The sequence below is a fragment of the Micromonospora sp. NPDC049359 genome (genome assembly GCF_044466585.1).
Classification (GTDB): domain Bacteria; phylum Actinomycetota; class Actinomycetes; order Mycobacteriales; family Micromonosporaceae; genus Micromonospora.
In genome coordinates this window covers 38,189-57,676 of the sequence record NZ_JBITMW010000012.1, presented here as the reverse complement: position 1 = coordinate 57,676, position 19,488 = coordinate 38,189, and the positions used below count along the sequence as shown (strand labels likewise).

Here is a 19,488-nt window from a genome sequence, read left to right as displayed (position 1 = left end):
GGCAGCGCCACGCGGGACACGTCCCCTGACCGCGGCCCACGCCGCCGCCGCGACCCCGGTCCGATCCGGAAGTGGCGGGAACCACACCGGCCGATGTCGCGACTACCAGACATGTCACTGACCGAGCTGTCCGGCACGCCGACGCCGGAGGAGTCCATCCCGGCGGAACCCCCGACCCAGCCGACCCGGCGCACCTCGCCGTTCGGTGCGCTGCTGGTCCGGCTGCACTTCTACGCCGGCATCCTCGTCGCGCCGTTCCTCGTGGTCGCCGCGCTGACCGGGCTCGCCTACACGGTCGCGCCGCAACTGGACGGCGCGCTCTACGGCGACCAGTTGACCGTGGCCGCGCGGGGTGACCGTCCACTCCCCCTCGCCGACCAGATCGCCGCCGCCCGCGCCGCGCACCCCACCGGCACCATCGCCACCGTCCAGCCCGGGGACGGCGACCGGACCACCCGGGTGGCGTTCTCCCTGCCCGAGCTCGGCGAGAAGGTGCACACCGTCTACGTCGACCCGTACACCGCCGAGGTCCGAGGTCAGCTCACCACCTGGTTCGGCTCCACGCCGGCCACCACCTGGCTGGACGACCTGCACCGCAACCTGCACCTCGGCGTGGTGGGCCGGCACTACTCGGAGCTGGCGGCGAGTTGGCTCTGGGTGCTGGCCCTCGGCGGCCTGCTCCTGTGGTGGCGACGACGCAGCGCCTCCCGGTCCGCCGCCCGGCACCTGTTCGTGCCGAACCTGTCCACCGGCAGGGGTGTCCGCCGTACCCGGGGATGGCACGCCACGACCGGCGTCTGGCTGGTCGTCGGCCTGCTGTTCCTCTCGGTGACCGGCCTGACCTGGTCCCGCTACGCCGGAGCCAACTTCGGCGCCGGCCTCGACGCCCTCGACGCCCGCTCCCCCGAGATCTCCACCAGCCTCACCGCCGTCCCCGCCGAGAGCGGCGGCGGCCACCACCACGGGGACGCCCCGGCGGAAGGGGTCGTCGACCCGGCGGCCTTCGACCGGGTCCTGACGGCTGCTCGTACGGCCGACCTCTCCGGCCCGGTCGAGATGACCCCGGCAGAGGCGGGCACCGCGTGGACCGTCACGCAGATCGACAACACCTGGCCGGTCGCGAAGGACCGGGTCGCCGTCGACCCCACCAGCGCGATGATCACCGCCCGCAGCGACTTCGCCGACTGGCCTCTCCTGGCGAAACTGAGCGGCCTCGGCACCCAGGCCCACATGGGTGTCCTCTTCGGCCCGGTCAACCAGATCCTGCTCGCCGCGCTGGCCCTCGGGCTGCTCTGCGTCGTCGTCTGGGGTTACCGCATGTGGTGGCAGCGCCGGCCGACCCGCGCCGACCGTCGCGCGCTCGTCGGCGCACCGCCGGCCCGTGGAGGCGTACGCCGGCTGCCCTGGTGGGCGGTGCTGCTCGGCGCGGCGGCGACCGTGGCGGTGGGTTGGGCCCTACCCCTGTTCGGCCTCAGCCTGCTCGCCTTCGGAGTCGTCGACGTCGTCGCGGGCGTGGTGTCCCGGCGTCGGCGTCCCGACGCCATGCCCGTCTCCCCGGCGCCGGCCGGGAGCTGACCCGTCGGACCCGAGTGGGTCGGGCCGGCCCCGGCCTCCGGGGGCCTTCAGCCTTCGGTGTCGTCGCCGCCGTTCGGAAGGGCCGCCAGGCTGCCGCGCAGGGCGGTGCGGAACTCCGCGTACCGGTCGGGGCCGAGCGCGTCGGAGAGTTGCCGTTCGATCGCCGCCACGAAGTCGTCGGACGCCTCCATGAGCCGGAGCCCCCGCTCGGTCGGCACGATCAGTTTCGCCCGGCGGTCGGCCGGGTCTGGCGTACGTCGCACGTAGCCGAGCCGTTCCAGCTCGTCGAGGATCGCGCCCATCGTCTGCTTGTTCCGCCCGGCCAGTCGCGCCAGCTCGCCGGGGCGCGTCCCCTCCGGATCCAGGTAGGCCAGGACGGCGCCATGGCGGGGTCGCACGTCGTCGAAGCCGTAATCGGCGGCGCGCGTGAAGATCTCCCGCTGGACACGCCCGGAGAGCTGCACGGCCAGGATGCCGAGGTCGGGATCCTGCTCCTTACGTGTGCTGCGCTTCATATTTTGGTCCAATCATTGGACGGTACAAGTTTTGGACTATAACGTCTCACCGGTGACCAGCGGGCCCGTCCGGGTCCGCGCGAATCCGGAGGACGACCATGACCATTCTGATCACCGGAGCGACCGGCACGGTCTCGCGGGAGGTGCTGCGCGAACTCGCCGGCAGCGAGCAGGTACGGGCGCTCGTGCGGGACCCGTCGCGAGCATCCGCGCTCGACGGCGTCGAGTACGTCGTCGGCGACCTGGACCGCCCCTCGACGCTGACGCAGGCGTTCGAGGGCGTACGCACCCTGTGGCTGCTCACTCCGATGGGCCCGATCGCGCCCAGTCAGAGTATGAACGCGGTCTGGGCCGCGCGGCAGGCCGGCGTGCAGCACATCGTCCGGCTCTCCGCGATCGGCGCCGCGCACGACGCCCCCACCCGCAACGGCCGCCTGCACGCGCTGTCCGACGCCGAGGTACAGGCGTCCGGCATCCCCTGGACGATCCTGCGACCGAGTTACTTCATGCAGAACCTGCTTGGGTCGCTGGCCGGCGAGCAGCTCTACGGACTCTTCGGCGCGGCGCGGGTCGGCCTCGTGGACGCGCGGGACATCGCCGCCGTCGGGGCCGCGATCCTCGCCGCGCCGCGGCCGCACGAGGGCATGATCTACACGCCCACCGGCCCGGAGAGCATCACCCTGGACCAGGCGGCGCAGGACATCAGCCGGACGATCGACCGCCCGGTCCGGTACCTCCCGCAGAGCCCCGAGCAGACGCGTGACGGGCTCCTCGCGGCCGGTCTGGACCAGTGGTCGGCGGAGGTCCTCACCGAGTACCGGGTCGCCTACGGCAGCGGCTGGGGCGACTTCACCAACGACCACGTCGCCCGGGTGACCGGCCGACCGCCGCGAACCTTCGCCGAGTTCGCGCACGACCACCGCGAGCGGCTCGCGGCGGCCTGAGCCGTCGCGCCGGCGCGCTGCGGCCGGCACGGCTCCGCGACCCGGACGCCGCAGCGGGGCGATGCGCTCTCCGGTGGCCGTGCCGGAGAGCGCATCAGCGGCGGCCAACGCGTCGGTGTCGCGCGAAGCACATCATCGGTTCGGCGATTTGTCCGGTTCAGCCGCTCGAACCGACAAATTGGTGGAACGATGACTGTCGTGGGAACTGCCAATACCGCCATGCCTGCCATCTCGCCCCTCGCCGGTGAGCCGATCAAGCGCGCCGACGCCGAACGGCTCGCCGGGGTGCTGAAGGCGTTCGCCGATCCGGCCCGACTGCGCCTGCTCAGCCTGATCCAGGCCGCCCCGGAGGGCGAGGCCTCGGTCACCGACCTCACCGCGCCGCTCAACCTCTCTCAGCCGACCGTGAGCCATCACCTGCGGATTCTCACCGAGGCCGGGCTGATCGAGCGGGAGAAGCGTGGGGTCTGGGCCTATTACCGCATCGTGCCCTCGGCGATCGCGGCGATAGCCGACCTGCTGACCCCGCCCCGCAAGAGGCCGACCAAAAAGACCCGCTGAGCGGTCGCCTCGTCGGCGACGGTGACGCTGGTCGTCAGCGGACGCGGGCGACCGCGCCGTTGAACGACACGTCCTGCGCGGACGGACGCGGCTGCGGCGCGTCGTCGGCGTGCCACCGCGCCACCGAGACGATGCCCGGCTCGACGAGTTCCAGCCCGTCCAACAGGGCCGCGAACTGCTCGGTGCTGCGCGCCTGGAAGCGGCCGTCGCGATTGTTGGCGGCCAACCCGGCGGTGACCGCAGGCGGCAGATGCTCCCAGGTGACGTGTGAGGCGACCACGTAGCTGCCGGACGGCAGCGCGGCGACGAGCTGATCCAGGATGCCCTTGGGGTCCTCGTCGTCGCGGACGAAGTGCAGGATGGCCACCAGCATCAACGCGACGGGCTGCGCCAGGTCCAACGTCGCGCGCAGGTCGGGATGGGCGAGGATCCCGGCCGGCGCGCGCAGGTCGGCGTCGAGGTACGCCGTCCGCCCCTCGGGCGTGCTGGACAACAGCGCGCGGGCGTGGGCGAGGACGATCGGGTCGTTGTCGACGTAGACGACACGGGCCGACGGGTCGACGGCCTGCGCGACCTCGTGGGTGTTGTCGGCGGTCGGGATGCCGGTCCCGATGTCCAGGAACTGCCGGACACCGCGCTGGGCCAGGAAGCGCACCGCGCGTTGCAGGAACATCCGATTCTCGATCGCGGCGAGCCGGATGGTGGGCATCGCCGCCGCGAGGGCGTCACCGGACGCCCGGTCGGCAGCGAAGTTGTCCTTGCCGCCCAGCAGGTAGTTGTACCTGCGCGCCGGGTGCGCGACCGAGGTGTCGATCCGGTCGGTGGCCGCCGGGTGTCCGCCGTGCGATGTCATCCGGCCTCCCCCATCGCTGCGCATCCTCCACAAGGTACACACCTCGGCGGCGAGGCGAATGCCCGCCGACGCCGCGCTCAGGAGGCGCAGCCCTCGCCCGCCTCGGCCGGCTCGACGCCGCGTACCCCGGCGAGGATGTCGGCGGCGGTGTGCGCCCGGATGCCGGACTGCGCCTCCTCGGCGAACCGGGCGACGACCGCTCGGACGTGCCGCTCGGCGGGCGCGGCGAGGCCGTCGTAGATGGCCTCGAAGAGTTCCCGCGCCGGCCGCCGGAGCCATCCGGCCGGCAGGAGGTCCAGGGGCAGCCGCGGGTCGAGGGTCGGAAAGCGGCGGAAGGTGTCCATGACCTCGGTACGCGTTCGCACGGCCGCCGCGCCGTCGACGCGCTCCGACCGCGCCTGCGGCACCAGAGGCGTCCACCGCCGAAGGAACTCCTCGTAGTGCCGGCCGATCGCCTCGATGTCCCAGGCGTCGATCGGAGAGCGCTGGGCGATGGCGTCAAGGTCGGCCTGCCGTCCCCGGAACACCGTGACGGCGCCCCGGGTGAACCGGGCGATCTGGGCTCTGCCCTGCGGGCTCAGCTCGTACGGCGAGATCCACAGCCCGTCGTACAGGGGCGCGTACCCGAGCCAGCGGAGTTGGCCGCGCAGGGCCCGCCGCTGCGCGCCACGGTCCTGGGGCAGGGAGAAGGCGACGATGGTCCAGCAGCCGTCCCACGCGACCACCTCGGTGGTCGCGGCCAGGATCCAACTCCCGCCGCTGGACAGGTTCGCGGCGGCGGCCCGGCTGAGCCGGTAGGAGCTGCGTCGACCCTCCCGGCTGCCCTCCAGCACACCGCGCCGGGCCAACCGGCTGATCGCGGCACGCGCGCCGGCCGTACTCACACCGGACTCGGCGAGCAGCGCGACGAGGGCTGCGGACGGAACCCGCGCACGGGTCCGCAGCGTGTAGTCGGCCAGCAGGGTCACCGCGAGGTCCTGCGGGGAGCTGCCGGCCTGCCGCCGGGGCAGTCGCGGCGGCTCGTCCCCGTCGTCGGGATAGATCTCCTCGATCGGGAAGGGGTTTGCCACAGGCGCTCCCGGCTCGACTCAGGGACGGTGCACCGACTGTAGACGCCGCCACCCGGGCGGCGGCGTCGGCACCAACGCCATTCGATCGAGGTGCATCGATTGACACTTCAGCGACCGCGAGGAACACTATCTGCTACGCGACGCCGTACGCAGCCGGGCACAGGGCGAGCACACGTAGTGGGCGAGGCGCGATCACCACGGGAGTCGGGCGCACCCGTGACCGCACAGCGCGCGACCCCACACCCACCCCGCACAGGTGATCGAAGGAGCCATCCCCGTGAAAATCCGAAGGAAACTGCTGCTCGGCCTGGTCACGTCACTGGTGGCGGCCGGCCTGGTGGCCCCCGCGCTCCAACCCGCGTACGCCGCCTCCCTCACCGAGGTGACCACGTTCGGCGACAACCCGGGCCGGATGCGCATGCACGTCTACGTGCCGGACACCCGCCCGACCAGGCCGGCGATCGTCGTGGCCATGCACGGCTGCGGCGGGTCGGGCCCCGGCTTCTACTCCGGGAGCGAGTTCGCCGCCCAGGCCGACCGGTACGGGTTCATCGTGATCTACCCGTCGGCGACCCAGCAGGCCGGCTTCGGCAACTGCTTCGACACCTGGTCGGACGCCGCCAAGCGCCGTGGCGGTGGCAGCGACCCCGTGTCGATCATCTCGATGATCCGCTACGCGCAGCAGCAGTACGGGGGCGACCCCGACCGGGTGTACGCCACCGGCAGCTCGTCCGGCGGCATGATGACCAACCACATGCTGGCCCTCTACCCTGACGTCTTCAAGGCCGGCGCGGCGTTCATGGGTGTCCCCTACAACTGCTTCGCCAACGCGGCCGACTACCCGCCGGGCAGCAGCCAGTGCACCGGCGGGAACATGAACCGGACCCCGCAGCAGTGGGGTGACGCGGTGCGCGGGGCGTATCCCGGCTATACCGGTCCCCGCCCACGGGTGCAGTTGTGGCACGGCACCAGCGACACGCTCGTTCCGTTCTCGCTGCTGCAGGAGACGATCGAGCAGTGGACCAACGTGTTCGGGCTCAGCCAGACACCCACCTCCACCGACACGCCGCAGACCAACTGGAACCGCCGCCGGTACGCCGACGCCAGCGGGACCGTCCAGGTCGAGGCGTACAGCATCCAGGGCGCGGGGCACAGCCTGCCGGCCGGTGGCATGGCCGCCGCCGCCGTCGCGTTCTTCGGCCTGACCGCCCCGCCGAACCCGACGACCCCGCCGCCGAACCCGACGACCCCGCCGCCCAACCCGACCACCCCGCCGCCGAACCCGACCACGCCGCCGCCCAACCCGACCACCCCGCCGCCGAACCCGACCACCCCGCCGCCGAGTTCGGGCGCGTGCCGGGTCGGCGTCGCGATCAACGCCTGGAACAACGGGCTGACCGAGAACATCACCATCACCAACACCGGAACCAGCGCCGTCAACGGCTGGTCGCTCGTCTTCACCCTGCCCGGCGGGCAGAGCATCACCTCGGGCTGGAACGCGACCTACTCGCCCACGTCCGGCCAGGTGACAGCCCGCAACGCCGCCTACAACGCCAGCATCCCGCCGAACGGATCGTTAACCATCGGCTTCCAGGCCACGCACACCGGCAACACCGCCCGGCCAGGTGCGTTCACCCTCAACGGCGCGACCTGCGCGATCGCCTGACCGACAGCGAGCCGTTCCGACCAGATCGAGCGGGCCCCGTCGCCCACGGCGGCGGGGCCGGCCCGATTCAGTTCCCGGACGGCACCTGGTCGACGACCTCGTCGTAGCCGACCGCGCCGGGCGCCGCCGTCGGCGCGTAGATCACGCGGAGCACGCCCGTCGGGAACACCTCGGTCGCGGTGACCCGCAGGTGGTACGGCGTGTCGCCGTCGTCGAAGAGCCGGCGCCCCTTGCGGGCCGCCACCGGGTGTACCAGCAGACGCAGCTCGTCGACCAGCCCGGCGGCGAGGAGCTGCTGGACGACCGAGATCGACCCGGGGATGAGAATGCCCTTGATCCCGGGGTCGGCCTTGAGCGCGGCGACGGCCTCGGGGAGATCGCCGGCGACGAGCTCCGAGTTGCGCCACGCGAAGTCCACCGGCTGGCGGGAGACGACGACTTTACGGACGTCACCGAGCTGCTTGGCGAACCCGGCGTCCTCGCCGCCGGCGGCCTCCCGGTCGGGCCAGGCCCCGGCGAAGCTGTCGTAGGTCACCCGGCCGATCAGCAGCACGTCGGACGTGTCGTAGTCCTCGGTGACGGCGCGACCCATGTTCTCGTCGAAGTACGGGAAGTGCCAGTCCGGGTCGATCTCGGCCACGCCGTCGGCCGAGATGAACAGCGTGGAGATGACCTTCGCCATCGCGGTGCTCCTTCACGTGAGGTGCTGTCGGGCTCATAGACGGGCACAGCATCGCAAACTCGTACGACGGTTACCGCCCTCTGCGGCCGGAAAACGCGGACGAGCCCCAGCCACCGGTCCCCGGGGCTCACCGGCCGTCAGGGCAAAGAAGGCGGCGCCGGGTCACATCCTCCACGGGGAATGGAGATCCCAGGGCGGGCGGTGCGGCTATCACGGAGCCTCGACGATGGGCTTACGGAACGGGCCCCAGCCGACGAACCGGTCGAACAGGGCGCGCGGGCTCGGCCCGTCGTGCGGGTTCAGGTGGTACAGGTCGCGCATCGCCTCGTACAGCAGCCCGGCCAGGTAGATCGACAGGCTCGGCATTGAGTTTTCGTACTCGGCCTTCAACATGAGCCGCGCCGTCGCGCACGGCCACGGCTGACCGTCGGCGCGGCACGCCCAGTGCGGCCGTAACGGCGTGTGCGGCGGGCCCTGGCGGTGCTGACGCGGACGGTCCGCGACCGGTCCCCGCTCAGGGACGGAAACCTGCGTAGATATCACTTCCGACCCCCGCTCGCCCGGAACTCCTGCGCCGGGGTCAGGTGACCTATTCGCCCGATCTCGTCCAAGCGGAACGCCTCGGTGTGCGACGTGACCCAGGCCGGAAGTCGCGGGGCAGGCCGCGGGGCAGGGCCACGCACAGACAATTTCGGAGCGGGTTCGCTGCGCCGGAACGTGAAGCGCACGGTGCCTCCTTCGCGCTTTCGTCGGAGGGGGCCGCCCCCGTGTTTACTCGCCGGACAGGGGCGGCCCCGGGTACGAACGCGTCCGCCGGGTTCGGGTCCTCCACCGGCCGCGCCGTCTGGTGACACTCTGTTCCGTGACCGCCTAGTGTCGGAAGGTGTTCGACCACGTTGGAGAGACCCCGACGGCCAACGATTGCCCTGGTGAGGGGACTTGGGGGGCGCGAGGGCTGGAGGTGGGGAGGAGTTGGGGACATGAGCATGACCGCAGCCGAAATTCTGCTTGACGAGTTGCGTCACGCCCGAATGGCACGGGGACTGAATCAAGACGACTTCGGCAGACTCATCAGCTACTCCGGCACCCATGTGAGCGCCGTTGAGACCGGCACTCGCCCGCCGACCAGTGACTACGCGACGGCAATCGACAGGGCGCTGACGACCGGTGGCATGTTCGCGAGGCTGGTAGAGCGGCTGGCGGCGCTCGACACGGCCCCGGTCTGGCTCCGCGAATGGATCAAGTTCGAGGAACAAGCTCGGGCGTTGCGTTGGTACGAACCGGCCTTCGTGCCGGGCCTGTTACAAACCGAGGCGTACGCACGGGCGACGCTTCAAGCGAGCGGATTGCTGACCACCGAGCAGATATCGCAGCGGGTACGGTCGCGAATGGAGCGGCAAGCAATCCTCACCCGCGACGATCCTCCCCACGTAATGATCGTGCTCGACGTCGCGGTGCTGCGCCGGACGGTGGACGACGACCGCACGCTGATGCGGGAACAGGTCGAGCACCTCGCGGCGGTCGCCGACCTTCCGCACGTCCACATTCATGTCGTGCCGGACGACGCAGGGCTCTACCCTGGCCTACAGGGCGGGTTCATCATCGCCACGATGCCGGATGGCTCTGTCGTCGGGCACACGGACTACCAGGTGCGGTCTCAGACCGTCAGCGGCACGGCCGAGATTGTTACGCTTCAAAAGACGTGGGAAGCGATCCTCCGCGACGCCCTCCCGCGCAGATCCTCCCGAGACGTGATCAAGGAAACGGCGAAGACATGGACATGACCCACGCCCGTTGGCGTAAGTCGACGAAGTCCGGGACGAACGGCGGCAACTGCGTGGAGGTCTCCGACAACCTGCCCGGCGTCGTTGGCGTCCGGGACTCGAAGGACCAGGCAGGTCCCGCACTGGTCTTCAGCCCGACGGCTTGGCGGGCGTTCGTCGACATGGCGAAGACTCACCCCGCGACCTGACCAGTACTACGCAGAGGCCACCGGTCCGCTGCGGGTTCTAGCGATCCCCGCAACTCCCTGAATTCTAGGGAGTTGCGGGGATCGTGGGTTTTGCGGACTTGGCGGTGGATTCGCCACGCGAGGCCCTGCGGCGCGGAACGCGGACGAGCCCCGGCCGATCGGCCGGGGCTCGTCGGGTCAAGCGGGATCAGGCGATGTCGAACCGGTCGAGCTCCATGACCTTCGTCCAGGCGGCCACGAAGTCACGCACAAACTTCTCGCGCGCGTCCTGGCTGGCGTAGACCTCGGCGAGGGCGCGCAGCTGGGAGTTCGAGCCGAAGATGAGGTCGACCGCGGTGGCGGTCCACTTCACCTCGTCGGTGGCCAGGTCGCGGATCTCGTACACGTGCTCGTCGGTCTCCGACGCCTTCCACCGGGTGCCCGGGGAGAGCAGGTTGGCGAAGAAGTCACCGGTGAGCACGCCCGGCCGGTCGGTGAGGACGCCGTGCGACGCGCCTCCGACGTTGTTCCCGAGGGCGCGCAGGCCGCCGACGAGGACGGTCATCTCCGGCGCGCTCAGGTTCAGCATGTAGGCGCGGTCGATGAGCAGCACCTCCGGCTGGGTCTTCTCGCCGGCGCGCAGGTAGTTACGGAAACCGTCCGCGCGCGGCTCGAGGACCCGGAAGGAGTCGACGTCGGTCTGCTCCTGGGTGGCGTCGGTGCGGCCCGGCCGGAACGGCACGGTCACCTCGACGCCCCCGTCGCGCGCCGCCTTCTCGACGGCGGCCGAACCGGCCAGCACGATCAGGTCGGCGAGCGAGATCTTCGCCCCACCGGCGGCGTTGAACTCCTGCTGGATGCCCTCCAGCGCGCTCAGCACCGTCGCGAGCTGCTCGGGCTGGTTGACCTCCCAGTTGCGCTGCGGCTCCAGGCGGATGCGCGCGCCGTTGGCGCCACCGCGCTTGTCGGTGTTGCGGAAGCTCGCGGCGGAGGCCCAGGCGGTGGAGACGAGCTGCTCGACCGTGAGGCCCGAGTCGAGGACCTTCGCCTTGAGGGCGGCGATGTCGGCGTCACCCACCAGCGCGTGGTCGACGGCCGGCACCGGGTCCTGCCACAGCTGCGGCTCGGCGACCCACGGCCCGAGGAAGCGCTCGATCGGACCCATGTCGCGGTGCAGCAGCTTGTACCAGGCCTTGGCGAAGGCCAGCGCGAACTGGTCGGGGTTCTCCAGGAAACGGCGCGAGATCTTCTCGTACGCCGGGTCGACGCGCAGCGACAGGTCGGTCGTGAGCATCGTCGGCCGGTACTTCTTCGACGGGTCGAACGGGTCCGGGATGATCTCCTCGGCGTCCTTCGCGACCCACTGCTTCGCGCCACCCGGGCTGGTGGTCAGCTCCCACTCGTAGCCGAACAGGATCTCGAAGAAGCGATTGCTCCACTGCGTCGGCACGTCGGTCCAGGTCACCTCGAGACCGCTGGTGATCGTGTCGCTGCCCTTGCCGCTGCCGTGGGTGCTCAGCCAGCCGAGGCCCTGCGCCTCGATCGGGGCGCCCTCGGGCTCCGGGCCCACGTGGTTGTCCGCGACACCGGCGCCGTGGGTCTTGCCGAAGGTGTGGCCACCGGCGATGAGGGCGACGGTCTCCTCGTCGTTCATCGCCATCCGGCCGAAGGTCTCCCGGATGAAGTGCGCCGCAGCGGCCGGGTCCGCGTTGCCGCGGGGGCCCTCCGGGTTGACGTAGATGAGGCCCATCTCGGTCGAGCCGACGCCGGCCGCCATCTCCTTCTCGGAGGCGTAGCGCTCGTCGCCGAGCCAGGTGTCCTCCGGGCCCCAGAAGATCTCCTCGGGCTCCCACACGTCCTCACGACCGAAGCCGAAGCCGAAGGTCTTGAACCCCATCGACTCCAGGGCCACGTTACCGGCGAGCACCAGCAGGTCCGCCCAGGAGATCTGCTGGCCGTACTTCTGCTTGACCGGCCACAGCAGGCGGCGGGCCTTGTCCAGGTTGGCGTTGTCCGGCCAGCTGTTGAGCGGGGCGAACCGCTGACCACCGTCACCGGCGCCGCCACGGCCGTCCTCGATGCGGTAGGTGCCCGCGGCGTGCCAGCTCATGCGGATCATCAGGCCGCCGTAGTGGCCGAAGTCGGCCGGCCACCAGTCCTGCGAGGTGGTGAGGACCTCGGTGATGTCCCGCTTGAGGGCCTCGACGTCGAGCTTGGCGAACTCCTTGGCGTAGCTGAAGTCCGGCCCGAGCGGGTTGCCCTTGTGCGAGTGGGCGTGCAGCACCGAGAGGTCGAGCTGGTTCGGCCACCAGTCCCGGTTGGTGCGCGGACGACCACCGGTCTTCGGGGTCGGCGAGTCGATCGCCGGGTTCTCGCTCTCGCTGCCCTGGGCGGTCACCGAGTCGTGCGCGACCGGGCAACCGGCCGCAGCCTTCTGGTCCACGCCCTGCGCGCTGGTGGGGACGTTGTCCTGGGTGTCGCTCATGTACTTCCTTCCGAACTGGCGGATCGCTGGGAGATGCGGTCGGCCGCGCAACCGGGGCAGGTGCCCCAGTAGACGACCTCCGCCTCGTCGACCACGAAGCCGTGGTCGTTCGAGGCGGTGAGACAGGGTGCGTGGCCGACGGCGCACTCGACGTCGGCGATGGCGCCGCAGGAGCGGCACACGACGTGGTGGTGGTTGTCCCCCACCCGTGACTCGTAGCGCGCGGTCGCGCGGGCCGGCTGGATGCGCCGCACCAGACCCGCGTCGGTGAGCGCGCGCAGCACGTCGTACACCGCCTGGTGGGAGATGGTGGGGTGGTCCGCCCGGACCAGCGCGATCACCGTGTCGGTGTCGACGTGGGGGTGATCCCGCAGCACCGCGAGCACGGCCAGCCGGGGTCGCGTCACTCGTAACGAGACCCCTCTCAGCTGCGCTTCGAGGTCGGACATCACGCGCTGCACACTAGCTCACTTTTTTGGAACGAATCAAGTTTTCCCCGATCCCGCGCCTCGGCGTGCCGCCCGAGGGTCCGGAAAGTCTCCGGAAGTTCCGGCCGCTATTCGTCGGATGTTGTCCGGCGAACGATCGGTCACCACCCTCGCCGTCGCCACCCCGGATCGATTACTGACCTCGGAAGATGCGCACCCTTTCGAGCATGGCGACGCGCTGGTCGCCGCCGCAGACCTTCCGGAAAATGTTGACAAGTGGACGACCGGCTCAATACCGTCCCCATCGACGACACTCAATTGCCGTCACCACCCGCGCCGCGACTGCCGCCTCCGGTCGTCGTGCGGGACAACCGGTCTACCACCACCACGCGGTACGACTCCGTGGCCGACAGTCCGCCGGGTCGCACCGCACCGCTGGCCCTGTGCCAGCCGTGACGAGGAGGAAACACCTACATGATCGACACCGACCACACTCCCACCGCAGCACCGCGGCGCGGCCGGATACGGCTGCTCCTCGGCGCCGCCTGTGCGGTCGTCCTGGCCGTCACGGGCACGGTCGCGGTCACGGCCACCAGCGCGTACGCCGAGGCCGACCGGACGCTCACCTCGAGCCTGACCGGCACGCACAACGGCTACTACTTCTCCTTCTGGAAGGACGGCGGCAACGCCAGCATGACGCTGCGCGAGAACGGCCGGTACTCCAGCAGCTGGGACCGGAGCACCAACAACTGGGTCGGCGGCAAGGGCTGGGCCACCGGCTCGCGGCGGACGGTCAGCTACTCGGCCAACTACAACCCGGGGAACAACAACACCTACCTCGCCCTGTACGGGTGGACGCGCAACCCGCTCATCGAGTACTACGTGGTGGAGAACTTCGGTAGCTACAACCCGAGCAACGGCGCCCAGCGGCTGGGCACGGTCACCACCGACGGCGGCACCTACGACATCCTGCGCAGCCAGCGGGTCAACGCCCCGTCGATCGACGGCAACCAGACGTTCTACCAGTACTGGAGCGTCCGTCAGAACAAGCGCTCGAGTGGCACCATCACCACGGCCAACCACTTCGACGCCTGGGCCCGCGCCGGCCTGAACCTCGGCACCAACCACGCGTACCAGATCATGGCGACCGAGGGCTACCAGAGCGCCGGCAGCTCCGACGTCACCGTGTCCGAGGGCAGCGGCGGCAACCCGACCTCGGGGCCGACCTCCGGGCCCACCACCGGCAACCCGGGTGGCGGCAACTGCAACGCGACGCTCTCCGCCGGCCAGCAGTGGGGTGACCGGTTCAACCTGAACGTCGCGGTCAGCGGCACCAACAACTGGATCGTCAGCCTCAACCTCAACGGCGGTCAGTCCATCCAGAACAGTTGGAACGCGTCCGTCAGCGGCACCAGCGGGACGGTGACCGCCCGACCGAACGGCAACGGCAACAACTTCGGGATCACGATCATGGCCAACGGCAACTGGACCTGGCCGACGATCAGCTGTCGCACGAGCTGACCCGCACCACCGCACCACGTACCGGCCCCCGCCGCCACGCGACGGGGGCCGGGCCCTGCCCGGGTCCTCACGAGTACACGAGGTGCAGCATCATCCCGGCGTCGGCGTGCCCCAGGTTGTGGCAGTGGTTGGCCCACATCCCCGGGTTGTCGGCCCGGAACGCCACCTCCCACACCTCACCGGGCCGGACGTCGAACGAGTCCAACCAGAGTGGGCTTCCGGTGGCCGGCCGCCGGTCGCGGGACAGCACGAGCACGTGATGGCCGTGCAGATGCCACGGGTGCACGGTCTGCGACCGGTTGACGATCGTGAACCGGACGACGTCGCCGGGGTGGACGACCTGCGGCGGGATGTCCGGATCGGCCGCGCCGTTGACGGTGTGGGCGTAGCGCGGAAGCAGTCCACGCAGGTCGAGACCGCGATCGAGGACGAGCGTGAACGTCCGGTCGAACCGGGACCAGGGCGTCGGGACCGGCCGGCCGTAGCTGAGCGGGTCCAGTACGGGCCACCTGTCGGTCGCCGTCGACTGCGCGCCGGTCGAGTAGACCCGACGTCCGTCGACGTACAGCGCCACCGGTGTGGCCGGGGCACTGAACACCAGGTCGTAGCGACCTCCGGCCGGGATCAGCACGGCGGTGTCCCGCAGCGGCGTCGGCCCGCCCAGGTCGTAGCCGTCGATCGCGGCGACCCGGAAGTCGGTTCCGGCCAGCGCGTAGCGGTGCGTGGTGCTGTCCGTGTTGATCAACCGCAGCCGGACCGGAACGCCGGCCTCGACCTGCTCCACCCGCGCGTCCGGTAGCGGACGCCCCCCGAGGGTGTGCACCGGCACCGTCACGTCGAGGCCGCTCGTCGGCCCGGGACGCACCACGAGGACGCCGTAGAGGCCCATCCGCACACCGACGTCGGACACCGAGTGGGTGTGGTACCAGTACGTGCCGGCCTGGTCGGCCCGGAACCGGTAGACGAACTCCTGGCCCGGCAGCACCGCCGGCTGCGTCACCCCGGGGACCCCGTCCTGGCTGTTCGGCACGTCGTACCCGTGCCAGTGCAGGGTGACACCCCGGCCGATGTCCCGGTTGCGCAGCGTCACCTGCACGACGTCGCCGACGGTGGCGGTCAGCTCCGGCCCGGGTACCTGCCCGTCGAACGCCCACGCCGCGACGTCGTGGCCACCGACGCGCACCGTGGCGGTACCGGCCGTCAGGGTGAACCGCCGGGTGGGCTCGTCGGAGATCCGGGCCTGCGGGTACCGGTGATCATGCGGTGCGGCGGGCGCCGGGCCCGGGGTGACGGCCAACCCGGTGCCGGCCAGCAGCGCCGCCACCGCCACCGCCACCGCCGCCCGGGACACCGCCCGGGACGGGCGCGCGTCGAGCAGACGCCACGAGAGGGCGGTCGCCGCGACGACCCCGGCGACCGCGAGCAGCCCCACCGACGCCGACACCGGGTAGCCGTGCAGGACCGTGACGAGCAGGGCGGCGCTCAGGGCGTACCCCGCGAAGAGGAGCGGCAGCGCGACGGACCGGATGTCGCCCGCGGCCCGCAGCAGCCGCGGCCCGGCGACGACGACCGCCGCGAGCGACAGCGGCGCGGCGACGACGACCTTCTCCGCGGCGAACCACCAGCCGACGCGCGCGAGCGCGAGCACGGTCGTCGCGCGGGCGAGCGTGGCGAGCAGCGCGACGGTGGCCAGCGCGAGCGCCAGCGGCCGCCGCCGGGCGGCCGCCGCGACCCCGCCACCCAGCCAGCCGGCGGCGGCCAGGACTGCCAGCAGGAGGTCCGCCGCGAGCAGCGAGGCGGTGGTCATGCCGGCTCCCCCTGGGGTACGACCACCGGCGCGTCGCCCGATGGCGTCTCGGCGGCCAGCCGGCGCGCTCCCCGCATGACGCCGACCACGACGTGTACCGCGACGATGCCGTTGACCGCGTGCAGCCCGCCGATGACCAGGCCGAACGGCGTGCTGACGCCGACGGCGTCGGTGCCGGCGTTGGCGAGCATGGCGAGCAGCGCCTGCACGACGACCAGGCCCAGCGGCAGGACCGCCAGCCCGACGAGCCGACCGGGCGCCCTGGCCAGCGCCGCGAACAGGACGGTGAGCAGGGTGAGGACGGGGATGACCGCCATGCCGTTCACGCTGTGCAGGGCGTACGCGCCGTCCTCGGCGGGCTTGGTGAACGCGCCGACGGCGGCGAAGACGAACTGGAGGGCGAACGCGGTGAGGAGCACGCCGCTGCTGATGACGAAGGCCTTTCGCATGCTGGGCTCCTTAGAGCTGCGCCGAGGTCAACGCCTGGGCGACGTGGTCGGTGGCGGTGATCGCGCCGTACGCGACGATCCGGACGAGGTCGGCGTCGGCGGGGTGCGACAGCCGCCAGAGGGCGACGTCGCCCGGGCTGACCGCGCTGGGCGAGAACGCCGCCAGCAACGCGATCCGCGTTCCGACCCGGTCCCGGCCGGGCACGTCCCGGACCAGGTCGACGGCCCAGTCCGCGGGCCGGGTCGGGAACCGCCCGTCCTCCCAGCGCACGGTGGCCGTCACGGTCTGGCGGGCGACGTCACCCAGCAGCTCGCCGCCCCGGGTGGCGGCGTCCCGCAACAACGCGTACGCGACCCCGACCGGGCTGTCCCCCGCCCAGGCCGGCGGCGGGGTCGTACCGGTGGGCAGCAGCCCGATGCTGCGTCCGGGCGCCTTCGGTTCCCGGGCGGATCTGGCGTACAGCCGGCCACCGACCGACCGCACCATCGGGGCGCGTTGCAGGCCGCCGGGGAGCAGGTCGGGGTCGAGCAGCGCCGAGACGACCCGGTTGACGAAGTGGAACGCGAGCAGGGTGCCGGTGACCTCGGGGCCGTACGGGCTGGTCCACTCGCCGGTGCGGGGGCTGCGGCTGGCCCGGGCCCAGCGGTCGAGTTCGGCGTGACTCGGGTCGGCGGGTGTCTCGCCCCGGGCGACGACCTCGGCCAACCCGTGCTCGCCCAGGGCGTGCAGCAGCAGCACGTGGGCGTCGAGGCAGAACTGACAGCCGTTGGCCCGGGACACCACCGCCGCGACGAGTTCGCGGTCGACCCGGGACGTGTCGCCGGCGAGCAGGGCCTCGCGCATCAGCGACCAGGTCGCGGCCAGCACCTCGGGCACGGCCGAGAGCGCCTGGAAGGTGGGCAGCGGTCCGAGGAAGTCCTCGCGTAGCTGCTGGTAGACCTCCGCGGTGCGGCCGGTGGCCGCCCTCGTGGGTACGGGGGTGAAGAAGCGGTATGTCATGCGGTCGATGCTCGTGGCGACGGCCGCCAAAGACGTCGTGCCGGCGCAGACACTTCGCGCCGCCGGGATACCACGACCGTGGTACGCCGGATCTACCGCGCGCGCGGGATGCTCCACCAACGACGGCCGTTCTACAGTGCGACCATGCGCCGCGACCTGCCGTACGTCCTCAGCGGCCTCGCCCTCGGCGGTCTCCTGCTCGGCAACGCCGCGCTCGCACCGGACGCCGCGACGGTCGGGGCGCTCGACGTCGCTCTGGTCCTCGTCATGGCCGCGGCGCTCGGGGTGTGCCGGCGGCATCCGGTGCTCGCGCTGGGCGTGGTGACCGTCGCCATGCTGGCCCTGCACGTCCGGGTGCACTCGGGGGTGTCGGCCGCCTTCCCCGTCCTCGGCGTGGTCTACGTGACCGCCTGGCGGGGGCACCGGGCGGCGGCCGCCGTGGCCAGCGTCGTCTTCCTCGGTGGCTTTCTGGCCCGCGACGTCTCGGTGGCCCCGGTCGACCGTCCCAACCAGTTGATCGCCGAGCGGACGGCCCTGCTGCTGGGATGGTTCGTGGCGGCGAACGTGGCCGGGCTGGTCGGCCGGCAACGCCGCGCCTACCTGGAGCAGGTCGAGCAGCGGGCCGTCGAGGCCGAACGCACCCGCGAGGAGATGGCGTTGCGGCGGGCCGGCGAAGAGCGGCTGCGCATCGCCCGCGACCTGCACGACTCCCTGACGCACAGCATTTCGGTGATCAAGGTGCAGGCCGGGATCGCCGTTCACCTGGCCCGCAAGCAGGGCGACGAGCCCTCGGCCACGCTACTGGCGATCCAGGAGGCCAGCGCCGCCGCGATGCGCGAACTGCGCACCACCCTCGACGTCCTGCGCGCGCCCGACGACGACCGTGTCGGGCTGGCCCGCGTCGACGAACTCGCCGAACGGACCCGTGCGGTCGGCGTGCCGGTCCAGGTGACCGTCACCGGCCGGCCACGGCGTCTGCCGGACGAGGTCGACCAGGCCGGTTACCGGGTCGTCCAGGAGGCCCTGACCAACGTGGCCCGTCACGCCGGTGCCGCGACCGCACGCGTGCACGTCGAGTACGCGCCGGCCGGACTGACCGTCGCGGTGAGCGACGACGGGCAGGCGTCGCCGGCCCGTCCCCCGACGCCGGGGGTGGGACTGCGCGGGATGCGTGAGCGGGTCACCGGACTGGGCGGCACCCTGCTGGCCGCCGCCAACGACGACCAGGGGTTCACGGTGCGGGCCACGTTCCCGCTGGACGAGCCGGCATGACCGGACGGTCGCACCGATGATCCGGGTTCTGCTCGCCGACGACCAGGCGCTGATGCGGGCCGGCTTCCGGGCCCTGCTGGCCGCCGAGGACGACCTGGAGGTCGTGGGCGAGGCCACCGACGGCGCCTCGGCCGTGCAGCTCGCCCGACGTCTCCGCCCGGACGTCGTGTTGATGGACGTGCAGATGCCCGGCCTCGACGGGATCGAGGCGACCCGGCGCATCGCCGCCGATCCGGACCTCGCCGCCACCCGCGTGCTCATCCTCACCAACTACGGGCTCGACTCGTACGTCTTCGCCGCCCTGCGCGCGGGCGCGAGCGGTTTCCTCCTCAAGGACGCCGATCCCGCCGACCTGTTGCAGGCCGTCGCCGTCGTGGCCGGTGGCGACGCGCTGCTCGCGCCGGCCGTGACCCGCACGCTGATCAGCGAGTTCGCGGCCGGGCCACCGCCGGCCGTGCCGACGGCCGGTCGGGATGTGCTGACCGCCCGGGAGCAGGAGATCGTCGAGCTGGTGGCGCGAGGGCTGACCAACGACGAGATCGCCCAGCGCATGGTGATCAGCCCGTTGACCGCCAAGACGCACGTGAACCGGGCCATGACGAAGCTGCACTGCCGGGACCGCGCCCAGCTGGTCGTGTGGGCGTACGAGTCGGGACTTGTCACGCCGCGCCGCCGGTGACCGTGCCGTCACCGGCGGCGCGACGCGAGC

The 19,488-nt window shown here is 71.7% G+C and carries 19 protein-coding genes; 9 read left to right on the top strand and 10 right to left on the bottom strand.

The features are described 5' to 3' along the window. The first annotated feature begins 111 nt into the window (after positions 1–111). Positions 112–1,575, top strand: a complete 1,464-nt coding sequence (locus tag ACIBTX_RS25210) for a PepSY domain-containing protein (protein ID WP_357125586.1) — start codon at positions 112–114, stop codon at positions 1,573–1,575. Between the two features lie 47 nt (positions 1,576–1,622). Here ACIBTX_RS25210 and ACIBTX_RS25205 read toward each other — a convergent pair whose 3' ends face one another. Continuing rightward, the gene (locus ACIBTX_RS25205; protein ID WP_357125583.1) at positions 1,623–2,090 is read right to left on the bottom strand and encodes a MarR family transcriptional regulator; all 468 of its coding nucleotides are present in this window, start codon (positions 2,088–2,090) and stop codon (positions 1,623–1,625) included. A 98-nt stretch (positions 2,091–2,188) separates the two neighbouring features. Here ACIBTX_RS25205 and ACIBTX_RS25200 point away from each other — a divergent pair, with 98 nt between their 5' ends. Next, the gene (locus tag ACIBTX_RS25200) at positions 2,189–3,034 is read left to right on the top strand and encodes an SDR family oxidoreductase (protein ID WP_357125580.1); all 846 of its coding nucleotides are present in this window, start codon (positions 2,189–2,191) and stop codon (positions 3,032–3,034) included. 189 nt (positions 3,035–3,223) lie between these two features. Next, positions 3,224–3,595, top strand: coding sequence for an ArsR/SmtB family transcription factor (locus ACIBTX_RS25195; RefSeq protein WP_393220682.1), 372 nt, complete (start codon positions 3,224–3,226; stop codon positions 3,593–3,595). 34 nt (positions 3,596–3,629) lie between these two features. Here ACIBTX_RS25195 and ACIBTX_RS25190 read toward each other — a convergent pair whose 3' ends face one another. Further along, a complete protein-coding gene (locus ACIBTX_RS25190; protein ID WP_357125577.1) occupies positions 3,630–4,448 on the bottom strand; it encodes an SAM-dependent methyltransferase in 819 nt (272 codons plus the stop codon). A 77-nt stretch (positions 4,449–4,525) separates the two neighbouring features. After that, positions 4,526–5,518: a PaaX family transcriptional regulator C-terminal domain-containing protein gene (locus ACIBTX_RS25185; protein ID WP_357169218.1), complete on the bottom strand. Its 993-nt coding sequence runs from the start codon at positions 5,516–5,518 to the stop codon at positions 4,526–4,528. Positions 5,519–5,795: 277 nt separating this feature from the next. Here ACIBTX_RS25185 and ACIBTX_RS25180 point away from each other — a divergent pair, with 277 nt between their 5' ends. Beyond that, positions 5,796–7,184 (top strand): PHB depolymerase family esterase, encoded by a 1,389-nt coding sequence (locus ACIBTX_RS25180; RefSeq protein WP_357169215.1) that lies wholly within the window; start codon positions 5,796–5,798, stop codon positions 7,182–7,184. A 67-nt stretch (positions 7,185–7,251) separates the two neighbouring features. Here the strand turns inward: ACIBTX_RS25180 and ACIBTX_RS25175 are convergent, their stop codons facing one another. Together ACIBTX_RS25175 and ACIBTX_RS25170 are read right to left on the bottom strand one after the other, a co-directional pair. Next, positions 7,252–7,866: a dihydrofolate reductase family protein gene (locus tag ACIBTX_RS25175; RefSeq protein WP_357125568.1), complete on the bottom strand. Its 615-nt coding sequence runs from the start codon at positions 7,864–7,866 to the stop codon at positions 7,252–7,254. A gap of 210 nt (positions 7,867–8,076) precedes the next feature. Next, positions 8,077–8,406, bottom strand: coding sequence for a hypothetical protein (locus ACIBTX_RS25170; protein ID WP_357125717.1), 330 nt, complete (start codon positions 8,404–8,406; stop codon positions 8,077–8,079). Positions 8,407–8,846: 440 nt separating this feature from the next. Here ACIBTX_RS25170 and ACIBTX_RS25165 point away from each other — a divergent pair, with 440 nt between their 5' ends. Both ACIBTX_RS25165 and ACIBTX_RS25160 read left to right on the top strand, forming a co-directional pair. Then, positions 8,847–9,650: a helix-turn-helix transcriptional regulator gene (locus ACIBTX_RS25165; protein ID WP_357125565.1), complete on the top strand. Its 804-nt coding sequence runs from the start codon at positions 8,847–8,849 to the stop codon at positions 9,648–9,650. Beyond that, the gene (locus tag ACIBTX_RS25160) at positions 9,641–9,838 is read left to right on the top strand and encodes a DUF397 domain-containing protein (protein WP_357125562.1); all 198 of its coding nucleotides are present in this window, start codon (positions 9,641–9,643) and stop codon (positions 9,836–9,838) included. Before ACIBTX_RS25165 ends, ACIBTX_RS25160 begins: the two co-directional genes overlap by 10 nt. A gap of 187 nt (positions 9,839–10,025) precedes the next feature. Here the strand turns inward: ACIBTX_RS25160 and katG are convergent, their stop codons facing one another. Both katG and ACIBTX_RS25150 read right to left on the bottom strand, forming a co-directional pair. Continuing rightward, complete coding sequence (katG, locus tag ACIBTX_RS25155; RefSeq protein WP_357125559.1) at positions 10,026–12,302, bottom strand: catalase/peroxidase HPI; 2,277 nt, start codon at positions 12,300–12,302, stop codon at positions 10,026–10,028. Continuing rightward, a complete protein-coding gene (locus ACIBTX_RS25150) occupies positions 12,299–12,751 on the bottom strand; it encodes a Fur family transcriptional regulator (protein ID WP_396833082.1) in 453 nt (150 codons plus the stop codon). Before ACIBTX_RS25150 ends, katG begins: the two co-directional genes overlap by 4 nt. 453 nt (positions 12,752–13,204) lie before the next feature. On the opposite strand from ACIBTX_RS25150, the gene ACIBTX_RS25145 reads away from it, so the two are divergent. Beyond that, complete coding sequence (locus ACIBTX_RS25145) at positions 13,205–14,251, top strand: glycoside hydrolase family 11 protein (RefSeq protein WP_357125553.1); 1,047 nt, start codon at positions 13,205–13,207, stop codon at positions 14,249–14,251. Positions 14,252–14,318: 67 nt separating this feature from the next. On the opposite strand, the gene ACIBTX_RS25140 is transcribed toward ACIBTX_RS25145, so the two are convergent. From ACIBTX_RS25140 to ACIBTX_RS25130, 3 genes are read right to left on the bottom strand one after another with little or no spacing between them, the layout of a single operon-like run. Further along, entirely contained in the window at positions 14,319–16,058 is a 1,740-nt protein-coding gene (locus tag ACIBTX_RS25140) for a multicopper oxidase family protein (protein ID WP_357394492.1), read from the bottom strand. After that, entirely contained in the window at positions 16,055–16,507 is a 453-nt protein-coding gene (locus ACIBTX_RS25135; protein WP_396833081.1) for a DUF6220 domain-containing protein, read from the bottom strand. Before ACIBTX_RS25135 ends, ACIBTX_RS25140 begins: the two co-directional genes overlap by 4 nt. Before the next feature lie 10 nt (positions 16,508–16,517). Continuing rightward, positions 16,518–17,507, bottom strand: coding sequence for a carboxymuconolactone decarboxylase family protein (locus tag ACIBTX_RS25130; protein WP_396833080.1), 990 nt, complete (start codon positions 17,505–17,507; stop codon positions 16,518–16,520). A 144-nt stretch (positions 17,508–17,651) separates the two neighbouring features. Here ACIBTX_RS25130 and ACIBTX_RS25125 point away from each other — a divergent pair, with 144 nt between their 5' ends. Continuing rightward, complete coding sequence (locus ACIBTX_RS25125; protein ID WP_357394489.1) at positions 17,652–18,779, top strand: sensor histidine kinase; 1,128 nt, start codon at positions 17,652–17,654, stop codon at positions 18,777–18,779. A gap of 16 nt (positions 18,780–18,795) precedes the next feature. Continuing rightward, positions 18,796–19,458 (top strand): response regulator transcription factor, encoded by a 663-nt coding sequence (locus tag ACIBTX_RS25120; RefSeq protein WP_357125538.1) that lies wholly within the window; start codon positions 18,796–18,798, stop codon positions 19,456–19,458. The last annotated feature ends 30 nt before the right edge of the window (positions 19,459–19,488 follow it).